This is a genomic window from Neisseria sp. WLZKY-1 (assembly GCF_046546535.1).
GTDB lineage: Bacteria > Pseudomonadota > Gammaproteobacteria > Burkholderiales > Neisseriaceae > Neisseria.
Map to the genome: position 1 here is coordinate 1 of NZ_JBKGTW010000062.1, position 9,645 is coordinate 9,645.

General features: G+C 56.8%; 13 protein-coding genes. 9 read left to right on the top strand and 4 right to left on the bottom strand.

From position 1 onward, the window contains the following. Positions 1-185 (bottom strand): hypothetical protein (locus ACLD9W_RS11215; RefSeq protein WP_410842111.1); only part of this gene is annotated, 185 nt, incomplete at its 3' end. On the opposite strand from ACLD9W_RS11215, the gene ACLD9W_RS11220 reads away from it, so the two are divergent. The 4 genes from ACLD9W_RS11220 (at position 132) to ACLD9W_RS11235 (ending at position 4,609) form a co-directional block, all read left to right on the top strand. Next, positions 132-2,708 (top strand): YadA family autotransporter adhesin, encoded by a 2,577-nt coding sequence (locus ACLD9W_RS11220; protein WP_410842109.1) that lies wholly within the window; start codon positions 132-134, stop codon positions 2,706-2,708. The two genes, ACLD9W_RS11215 and ACLD9W_RS11220, sit on opposite strands and share 54 nt — an antisense overlap. Positions 2,709-2,807: 99 nt before the next feature. Next, entirely contained in the window at positions 2,808-3,332 is a 525-nt protein-coding gene (locus ACLD9W_RS11225) for an outer membrane protein assembly factor BamE (protein WP_410842099.1), read from the top strand. 33 nt (positions 3,333-3,365) lie between these two features. Then, a complete protein-coding gene (locus ACLD9W_RS11230; RefSeq protein ID WP_410842110.1) occupies positions 3,366-3,770 on the top strand; it encodes a murein L,D-transpeptidase in 405 nt (134 codons plus the stop codon). A 335-nt stretch (positions 3,771-4,105) separates the two neighbouring features. After that, positions 4,106-4,609: a phosphatidylglycerophosphatase A gene (locus tag ACLD9W_RS11235; protein WP_410842100.1), complete on the top strand. Its 504-nt coding sequence runs from the start codon at positions 4,106-4,108 to the stop codon at positions 4,607-4,609. A 93-nt stretch (positions 4,610-4,702) separates the two neighbouring features. Here ACLD9W_RS11235 and ACLD9W_RS11240 read toward each other — a convergent pair whose 3' ends face one another. From ACLD9W_RS11240 to ACLD9W_RS11250, 3 genes are all read right to left on the bottom strand, one after another. Next, positions 4,703-5,026 carry an ArsR/SmtB family transcription factor gene (locus ACLD9W_RS11240; RefSeq protein ID WP_410842101.1) on the bottom strand — a complete coding sequence of 108 codons (324 nt, stop codon included), beginning with the start codon at positions 5,024-5,026 and terminating at the stop codon, positions 4,703-4,705. A 112-nt stretch (positions 5,027-5,138) separates the two neighbouring features. Next, positions 5,139-5,666, bottom strand: coding sequence for a rhodanese-like domain-containing protein (locus tag ACLD9W_RS11245; protein ID WP_410842102.1), 528 nt, complete (start codon positions 5,664-5,666; stop codon positions 5,139-5,141). Further along, positions 5,663-5,857: a DUF2892 domain-containing protein gene (locus tag ACLD9W_RS11250; RefSeq protein ID WP_410842103.1), complete on the bottom strand. Its 195-nt coding sequence runs from the start codon at positions 5,855-5,857 to the stop codon at positions 5,663-5,665. Before ACLD9W_RS11250 ends, ACLD9W_RS11245 begins: the two co-directional genes overlap by 4 nt. A 134-nt stretch (positions 5,858-5,991) precedes the next feature. Between ACLD9W_RS11250 and ACLD9W_RS11255 the strand changes: the two genes are divergently transcribed. From ACLD9W_RS11255 to map, 5 genes are all read left to right on the top strand, one after another. After that, positions 5,992-6,225, top strand: coding sequence for an RNA-binding S4 domain-containing protein (locus ACLD9W_RS11255; RefSeq protein ID WP_410842104.1), 234 nt, complete (start codon positions 5,992-5,994; stop codon positions 6,223-6,225). Further along, entirely contained in the window at positions 6,203-6,394 is a 192-nt protein-coding gene (locus tag ACLD9W_RS11260; protein ID WP_410842105.1) for a hypothetical protein, read from the top strand. The genes ACLD9W_RS11255 and ACLD9W_RS11260 overlap by 23 nt, the downstream gene beginning before the upstream one ends. 9 nt (positions 6,395-6,403) lie before the next feature. Further along, positions 6,404-7,240 carry a PHP domain-containing protein gene (locus ACLD9W_RS11265; protein WP_410842106.1) on the top strand — a complete coding sequence of 279 codons (837 nt, stop codon included), beginning with the start codon at positions 6,404-6,406 and terminating at the stop codon, positions 7,238-7,240. Positions 7,241-7,623: 383 nt separating this feature from the next. Next, the gene (locus ACLD9W_RS11270; RefSeq protein WP_410842107.1) at positions 7,624-8,454 is read left to right on the top strand and encodes a GNAT family N-acetyltransferase; all 831 of its coding nucleotides are present in this window, start codon (positions 7,624-7,626) and stop codon (positions 8,452-8,454) included. 109 nt (positions 8,455-8,563) lie between these two features. After that, a complete protein-coding gene (map, locus tag ACLD9W_RS11275) occupies positions 8,564-9,340 on the top strand; it encodes a type I methionyl aminopeptidase (protein WP_410842108.1) in 777 nt (258 codons plus the stop codon). Positions 9,341-9,645 lie beyond the last annotated feature (305 nt).

Genomic DNA, 9,645 nt, shown 5'->3' on the forward strand with positions numbered 1-9,645 from the left:
CGATGCAGTACGTTGACAACACCGGCAGAGCCAGCACCGATCCGACCAACACCGTCAGCCTCGTCGGCAAAGACAGCGGCAAACCCGTACAGGTTAAAAACGTAGCCAAAGGCATTGCCGATACCGATGCAGTGAATGTAAGCCAGCTCAAAGGTGCAGCCAAAGCACTGGGTGGCGGTTCGCAAATCAATGCCGACGGTAGCTTTAAAGCCCCGACATACAACTTGGTGGACGGTAAACCGTCTGACGGCAAGACCAAAGCTTATGACAACGTAGGCGATGCATTGAATGCATTGAATACGGCTGCTAACAGCCCGCTGACTTTTGCCGGCGATACCGGTACGGATGTTGAGCGCAAATTGGGCAGCAAAGTGAACGTCAAAGGTGGTGTTGCTGATGTCAAAAAATTGAGCAGTGGCAATATCGGTGTTGTGGCTAACGGCACAGATACTTTGGATGTCAAACTGGCCAAAGAGTTGCAAGACCTGACCAGTGCCGAGTTCAAAGATGCTGCAGGTAACGTGACCAAAGTTGGCGGCAACGGCGTGACCATCACCCCGAAATCTGCGGGCAAGAAACCGGTGAGCCTGACTTCAAACGGCCTCAACAACGGCGGCAACAGAATCACCAATGTTGCGCCGGGCACAGCCGATACCGATGCAGTCAACGTTTCCCAGTTGAACCAGGCGGCAGCGAAAGCGGCCAACAAAGTTGAAGCGGGCAGCAACATTGTCGTTACCCCGACTCAGAACAAAGACGGCAGCACCACTTACAAAGTGGCCACCGCCAACGATCTGAAAGCCAACAGCTTCACTGCGGGCGGCGTATCGCTTTCTGCCAAAGGCATCAACGCCGGCAACAAAGCCATCACCAACGTTGCCGCCGGTGTGAACAACACCGATGCAGCCAACGTCGGCCAGGTGAAAGCGGCGAAAACCGAAGTCAAAGCCGGCACCAATATTGCCAGCGTTGTGGAAACCAAAGGCAGCAACGGCCAAAGCATTTACACCGTGAATGCTGACGGCGCGAGCGTTTCGGCCGGCTCTACCGCCCTCACCGTTGCCAAAGGCAAGAAAAACGCCAACAACGTAACCGATTACGCCGTGGATCTGTCGGCCAAAACCAAAGCCGACATCGCCAAAGGTGCGGCCGCGAAAGACGCGCTGGACACCAAAGGCCTGACCTTCACCGGCGACACCGGCACAACCGGCGTGAAGAAACTGGGCAGCCAGGTAGCCGTAACCGGCGACAGCAACATCACCACCAAAGCCGACGCTTCGGGTGTGAATGTCGCCCTCAAACGCGATCTGAACGTGGACAGCGTTACCGCCGGCAACACCACCGTGAACAACGGCGGCGTTACCATCAAATCGCCGACCACCGGTAATCCGAACAACACCGTGAACCTGACCGCAAACGGTCTGAGCAACGGCGGCAAGCAGATTACCAATGTTGCCAGCGGTTTGAACGGTAAAACAGTTGCCCAAATTAAAGCCGAAGGCGAGAAAGCTCCCGAGTGGAATAATGCGGCCACCGTTGGCGATTTGACCAAAGTCGAATCCAATGTGACCAATATTTCCAACAACTACAAACAGATCTTGGGCGGTAACGACAACAAATATATCGATAAAAACGGTAAGCTGACTGATGCTGGTAAAGTGGCTCTGAAAACTTACAATGTTGCCAACCAGAAAGAATTTGTGAACAACTCGGTTATTTCCGCCATTCAGAATATGAATGAGCAGGGTATCAAGTTCTTCCACGTGAACAACGGTCAGGCGCAAATTGACCAGGCAACCAATACCGTAGACTCCAGTGCTTCCGGCAGATATGCCGTTGCCGTCGGCTATCAGGCCAAAGGCACAGGTACGGATGCTGTTGCGATGGGCAGCCAGTCTTTGGCGTCAGGTCAAAACGGTATCGCCATCGGTAAAGGTGCTCAGGCTATCGGTAAGAATGCGATTTCCATCGGTACCGGCAACAAGGTAACAGGCAATAATTCCGGCGCAATCGGTGACCCGAGCATTATCAACGGAGCAAACAGCTATAGCGTTGGTAATAACAATACCATCAATACAAACGGAACATTTGTATTGGGTAACAATGTTAACCAGACTAAAGCGAACTCTGTATTCTTAGGTGATCGGAGTGCCAGCTTCGCCCAAACCGGTTCGACTACCAATGCCACCACCGGTGTACACCAGGTTGTTGCAGGTGCAAGCAACTACACCTACTTGGGTGCGAATGATGCCAATGTTGCAGGCGTGAAAGATGCGAAAGGCATTGTCAGCGTCGGCAACGCGACCGAAACCCGTCAGATTCAGGGGGTGGCCGCAGGTGTGATTTCCGCCAACAGCACCGATGCCATCAACGGCAGCCAGCTGTACTACACCAACCAAGCCATCAACCAAAACGTCAACAACCAAGTGGTCAATCTGGGCAACCGGTTGAACAAGAAAATTGACGACGTAGCGGCTGACTCCAAAGCCGGTACGGCTGCGGCGATGGCGGTTGCCGGTCTGCCGCAGGCTTACCTGCCAGGTAAGAGCATGATGGCTGTCGGCGGCAGTGTGTACCGCGGTGCGAGCGGTTACGCCATCGGCTATTCCAGCATCTCCGACGGCGGCAACTGGATCATCAAAGGTACGGTCACCGGCAACTCCCGCGGCCATGTCGGCGGCACTGCTGCCGTGGGCTACCAATGGTAATCGTGTAAAATAGTTCCGACTGTTGTATAGCAACCGGGTTTTCAGACGGCCTGAGGCTTTCAGGCCGTCTGAAAACAAAATTCAAAAGGATAAAATCAAATGAAAACAGCCCAATTTCTGAAAACAGGTGCGGCGCTCGCCGTTGCCTGCCTGCTGTCTGCCTGTGCGACCAAAAGCAGAATCACGGCGGAAGGCACTACAGACAACCCCGTTTTCCCCAAACCCTATTCCCTGACATTCAACAACAAGCGCGGCACATTCCCGACTTTCGACGAGCTTGATCAAATGCGTCCCGGCCTGACTAAGGACGACATTTACAAAATCCTCGGCCGCCCGCACTACGACGAAGGCATGTACGGCGTGCGCGAATGGGATTACCTGTTCCACTTCTACACCCCGGGCGTGGGAGTCGATCCCGACAACACCTCCGGCGTGGACGGCATAACCACCTGCCAGTACAAAGTGATTTTCGACAAACACAAATTCGCCCGCAGCTTCCACTGGAATCCCGTATTCCCGCAAGGCGCGGTATGCCCGCCACCCCAGCCCGAGCCGCCCAAAGCCGAGCCGCAGGTCATCATCCGCGAAGTGGTAGCCGCTCCGGCCAAGAAAATCCGCCAATAAGCAGGGTTTATGCTGAAAACCTTATGGTTTGTGATGCTGCTGGGAGGAAGCGTTACCGCTTCCGCTTCCGGCAGCATTGATGCTTTCAAGCAGAGCCGCAAAGTCGTGGTCGATACCGCCAAAGCCGAATTGTGTTTTGCCGACAACGGCCAATGCCATCCCGTTCTGGTCGGCAAAACCACGCCGAAAGGCTTGTTCGACATGAAAATCTACAAAACCGACAAACGCGGCTACGGCGGCGACATCATCGGTTTCAAGCAGGAAAAGGATTTTCTGTTTGCCCTGCACCGCGTCTGGACGCTCAAACCGTCGGAGCGCCGCTTGGAGCGCATCCAGTCGCCCGTGGCTGCCGACCGCATCATGACCAACGGCTGTATCAATGTCAGCGACGAGGTTTACGAAAAACTGAAACAGTATTTCGTGCTGGAAGTCATCTGACGGATTCCGAACGACGGGGCGCAAGCCCCGTTTTCTTTTGTTCCACATCAGCAAACCGCAGGATAAACGCCGCATAACGCATCCGAACGGTTTGAACGCATGGCGCGAAAAGCTATAATCGCGCTCTGCCGCCGCCCGCACTGTCCGCCCCGTTTGCCACGCCTGTACGGCATAAAGGCCGTCTGAAAACGAGGCTTCGACGAAGTGAAAATACAGCGCCGACAGAACCGGTTTCCCGGTGCGGGAAAACGGATAGGGAAAGCCAAAGCACACGGCGGCACAACGTACGGGCACGACGCCCGATTGTTCAAACCATTTTTACGTAAGGAAAAACCATGTCGCAAACGCAACAACCCGCCGCTCCCTCTTGGGAATGGATGATGCGCCGCCCCGTGCGCATCCTTGGCCTCGGCTTCGGCACCGGGCTCTCCGGCAAAGCCCCCGGCACATTCGGCACGCTGCCCGCCGTTTTCGTCTCCGGCCTGCTCTTGGGAATGGGCATGAGCCATACCGCCCTGCTGGTTTTGGCGCTGATTCTGTTTGCCATCGGCGTGCGCATCTGCGACACCGTCAGCCGCGAACTGGGGCAGACCGACCACCGCGCCATCGTTTGGGACGAGTTTGCTGCCATGATGCTGGTGCTTTCCTGCGTGCCGCAGGGTTTCGGTTGGTGGCTGCTGGCCTTTATCCTGTTCCGCGTTTTCGACATCGCCAAACCGCAGCCCGTCAAATGGGCCGACAGCCGCATCAAAGGCGGCTTGGGGGTGATGCTCGACGACACCGTCGCCGCCGTCTGCACCATTGTGCTGATACAGATTCTGCATTGGTTGTTTGCCTGAGGCAGAAAATAAGAAGAGGCCGTCTGAACGATTTCAGACGGCCTTTTTTGCATTGTCCCCGAAAAATCATGCCCGTTCGGCAGGGCAGGGCGTTCAGACGGCCTCTTTGTCCCGTCTGCCCGCCGTTTCGTCCGCACAAAAAAACGAATACAGCAAATCGATGGTGGCGGCAACGCGCGGGTCGGCAATCGAATAGAGCCGTTCGCGGTGGTTGGTTTCGCAGGCCACCAGCCCGGCTTCGCGCAACAGGGCGAGTTGGGCGGACATGGCGGCCTGCGGCAGGCCGACGGCTTCGGCCAGCCCGGTTACGTTGCGCGGGGCATCGTGCAGGCTGCACAACACGGCCAAACGGTTGGGATTAGCCAGCAGTTTTAAAAAGGCGGCGGCTTCTTCGTAGGGGGGATTTTCGGTGTTCATTTTAATGTGGGTTTGTGCGTGTTTTTAAATCGGAAAAACGTTTTCAGACGGCCTTTGGGTCTTGCGCAAAAGGCCGTCTGAAAGCATGGAAACGGATTGTACCAGCTTTACTTCAAACCCGATTCCACGGCATCCGCGCCAGAATTTTGGCCATGCCGCAAAATCCGGTCATCCCCGCCGTGAGCAGCCCTGCGCCGACAAAGGCCGAGAGCCAATACAGCGCGGGCGAGAGAAACGCGCCGCCGATGATGCCGAGCAACACCAGCGAGCCTGCGCCTATCTGCACCTGCCGCATGATGTCGAGCGGCGCGCTGCGGTCGGCGATGGTGGGCAGGCCGGCTTTTTTCCATGCCTGCAAACCGCCGTCCAGAATATAGGCCGTACGCCCGTTTGCCGCTGCGGCCAGCGTTGCCGCCGCCTGCGCGGTACGCATGCCTGACAGGCAGTAAAACACCAGCGTATCGGCATTTGCGGCGGCATCGGGTTTTGCAGCCAACTCGGCTGCGGGAATGCAGACGGCCTCGGCGATGTGTTCGCGCCGGTATTCGGCCGCGCTGCGGATATCGACAAACAAGACTTCGCCGCCGAGTTTGCCCGCTTCGTTTGCACCGATACGCGGCAAACCTTTGGCCTCGCTCATTTTTTATCCGCCGGGCAGGTGTTGATGCCGAGCAGGCTGTATAAAAGGCAGCTTGACATCAGCCCCGTGGCCAGCGGCACCACGCCTATCCAGCCCCACCAGCCGATTGCGCCCGTGGCGGCAGCGGCGATTAAGGCCAAGCCCAAAATAATGCGGATAATGCGGTCAAGCGTACCGACGTTTTTTTTCATGGTTTCATCTCCTGAGTTGAATATATAAAAAATTTTATATATTAGACGAATCATAGTTGAACATATTTTTCCCGTCAAGCCGACGCCTATATTTATATAAGCTATAATGCGTTCATTTTCAAAAAGGATTACCTATGGAAGCCGTCGTTTACTTGGAAGACAAAGAATACATCGCCCTGTGCGATTTGCTGAAAATCGCCGGTTTGGCCGACAGCGGCGGGCAGGCGAAAATGCTGATTGCGGCGGGCAACGTGTTGCGCAACGGCGAAGTGGAAACGCGCAAAACGGCGAAAATACGCGGCGGCGAAGTGATTGAGTTTGACGGCGCGATACTGGAGATTGCCGATGGATACGACTCCGAAGCCTGATATGAGGCCGTCTGAAAGCCTACTGTCCGAACCCGTGCGCCCTGAAGACTGGGAATGCTGCGGCAGCGAATGCGGCGATGCCTGCACTTTTGAAATCTACCGTCGCGAAAAAGCGGCCTACGACGCGCAGCAAAAACAGTTGGAAAATCAAAATAATGAGGCCGTCTGAAAGTACATTATGATAGATTTGCACTGCCATTCCACCGTTTCAGACGGCCGCCTAAGCCCCGCCGAAGTCGTGCGCCTCGCGCATCAAAACGGCTGCACCCTGCTCGCCCTCACCGACCACGACCACACCGGCGGCCTTGCCGAAGCCCGCGCCGAAGCCGCCGCGCTCGGTTTGCGCTTTGTCAGCGGCGTGGAAATTTCGGTAACGTGGCACGGCAACACCGTCCACATTGTCGGGCTGGATTTTGACGAGGGCAACGCCGCGCTGCAAAACCTGCTCGCCGCCGTGCGCCAAGGCCGTCTGAAACGCCTTGAAGCCATCGCCGCCAAGCTGGAGAAAAAAGGCATAGTCGGCGCATACGAAGGCGCGCTCGCGCTGGCCGCCAATCCCGAAATGGTCAGCCGCACCCACGTTGCCGATTTCCTTATCCAGCAAGGCCATGTGCGCAACAAACAGCAGGCGTTCACCAAATATCTGGGCGACGGCAAATCCTGCGCCGTGCCGCACCAATGGGCAGAGCTGGCCGACTGCGTGGCTGCCATTAACGGCGCAGGCGGGCTGGCCGTGGTTGCCCATCCCATGCGCTACGGCTTCTCCGCCACCGCCAAACGCCGCCTGTTTGAAGAATTCAAAGCCTTGGGCGGCGCAGGCATCGAAGTGCACAGTGGCAGTTGCAGCAAAAACGACAGCCTCAACTACGCCTTGCTCGCCGAACGCTACGGCCTGCTCGCCAGCGCGGGCAGCGATTTCCACCGCCCGGGCGACTTCTCCGGCGGCATCCTCGGCGCGTGTCCCGAGTTGCCGAAAGGATGCCGGCCGGTGTGGGAACACTTTAAGGCCGTCTGAAAACGCGTTCCCGCTCCGTTGCCGCGCCGTGTTCAGGCCGTCTGAAAGCAAGGATTTCACGAAGTTAAAACCGTACGGGCGCGTTTCAGACGGCCTCAATGTCCCAGCGAAGGAAGCGCCGGAAACGGGTGCCGTTATATTGAGCCCGTGTGACGAATCCGCGCAGGCAAAGGCCGCTCCCGCCTGCACGCAAACGGCGTTTCCAAGCCTCCGTAACTTTTCCCGCACCGGAACAAAAAGGCCGTCTGAAATGCGTTTTCTGTGCCAACTTCATTGGATATCCGCTTTCAGACGGCCTTTTGCCGCGCGGCTGCGCCTGCCCTGCGCCTGCGCTATAATTCGCCCCCTCACAGTCTGCGAAAAAACCAAGAAAAGAGGCCGCGATGTTCACCCCCAACCCCGACGAAATCGTTATCTACGGCACAACCTGCAAAGGCAAGGTCTTCCGTCCGAGCGATTGGGCGGAACGCCTGTGCGGCATCCTGTCGTCGTTCGACAAGGGCAACCGCCTGTCCTACCACGAATGGGTGCGGCCGCTTCTTGTCGGCAAAGTGCGCAGCGTCGCCGTGGGTACGAGGTTGGAAACCATCAATCCGCCGATGTTCCGCTTCCTGATGGACTTTGCCGCCGACAACGATTTGCAGGTGCTCGATGCAGACGGCCTCGCCGCCCTGACGCGCGAACAGCCGCCCGCTGCAGCGCCCGTGCCCGAACAAAGCACTCCCGCGCCGCAGCCCGCCCCCGCAACAGAGGCGGAACACAGCCTGATCGTGCGCGAAATTGCAGCGGGCGACACCAAACTGGCCTTCCCCGCGTTAAGCGTATTGCGCCCCGAGCTGACCGATGCCAACCACTTCGCCGAACAGGTGGACAAAGGCCAGCGCCCCGAAGGCTACCGCCTGTTCGGCGTGTTTGAAGCGGGCAAAAACAACGCCGTCGCCGTGTGCGGCCTGCGCACCGCCACCAGCCTCTCGGCGGGCAGACACATTCTGATCGACGATTTGGTTACCGTGCCGCAGATGCGCGGGCGCGGCTGCTGCCGCCTGCTGCTGCAAGCCGTGGCTGCGTTCGCGCAGGCGGAAAACATCGCGCAAATCCATGCCGCCGCCGATGCGGGTCTCGAACGCGCCGAAGCGCACCGCCTCTATTTCCGCCACGGCTTCGCCATCGGCGCCTACCGCTTCGTCTGCCAAACCGACTCCTTCCGCCCCTGAGCCGCCGCAGGCAAAAGGCCGTCTGAAACCCCGCTTTCAGACGGCCTTTACCGTTTCGCGCTATAATCGCCGCCTCATTATTTATTGATTGATAAACGGCAAAACCGCTATGGCAGTAATCATCCACACCCCCGAAGAAATCGAAAAAATGCGCGAACTTGGCCGCCTGGCCGCCGAAGCGCTCGACTACATCGGCCAATTCGTCAAACCCGGCGTCACCACCAACGAAATCGACAAACTCATCTACGACTACCACGTCAACGTACAGGGCGGCTATCCCGCGCCGCTGAACTACGGCAACCCGCCGTATCCCAAATCCTGCTGCACATCCGTCAACAATGTTATCTGCCACGGCATCCCCAACGACAAGCCGCTGAAAAACGGCGACATCGTCAATATCGACGTCACCATCAAAAAAGACGGCTTCCACGGCGATTCCAGCCGTATGTACGCCGTCGGCACGATTTCCCCCGTCGCCCGCCGCCTGATCGACGTGACGCACGAAGCCATGATGGCGGGCATCGCCGAAGTCAAACCCGGCGCCACGCTCGGCGACGTCGGCCATGCCTGTCAGCAGGTGGCCGAAAACGCGGGCTATTCCGTGGTGCAGGAATTCTGCGGCCACGGCATCGGCCGCGAATTCCACTGCGAACCGCAGGTATTGCATTACGGCCGCAAAGGGCAGGGGCTGGTGTTGAAACCCGGCATGATTTTCACCGTCGAACCGATGATCAACCAGGGTAAACGCCATCTGAAAATCCTGGCCGACGGCTGGACGGTGGTCACCAAAGACCGCTCGCTCTCCGCCCAATGGGAACACGAAGTGCTGGTGACCGAAACGGGATACGAAATCCTCACCGTCAGCCCCGCAAGCGGCAAACCGTAAGCCGCAGAGAAAACAAAACGTTAAGCAGAGTAAAAAACAGAGCGCCGTGTTGGTATAGTCACACGGCGTTATTGTTTTTATTTATACTGATTTACGCCGTTTGTTCTAAAAAATAACCTTTTGTTTTCGACGCAGTTACTTTATACTTGCACGCAAGATTCGGTTTGGTTCGGATAGGATTTGTTTGTAATGATTAATTTCGGGCGTAAGTAACAAATTTACTGCTAAATCAGAGAAGCAACGCACTAAGTAACAAATTTACTGCCGCAAATTCATTTTCTAGCAAAATAATCCTTAATAAACCT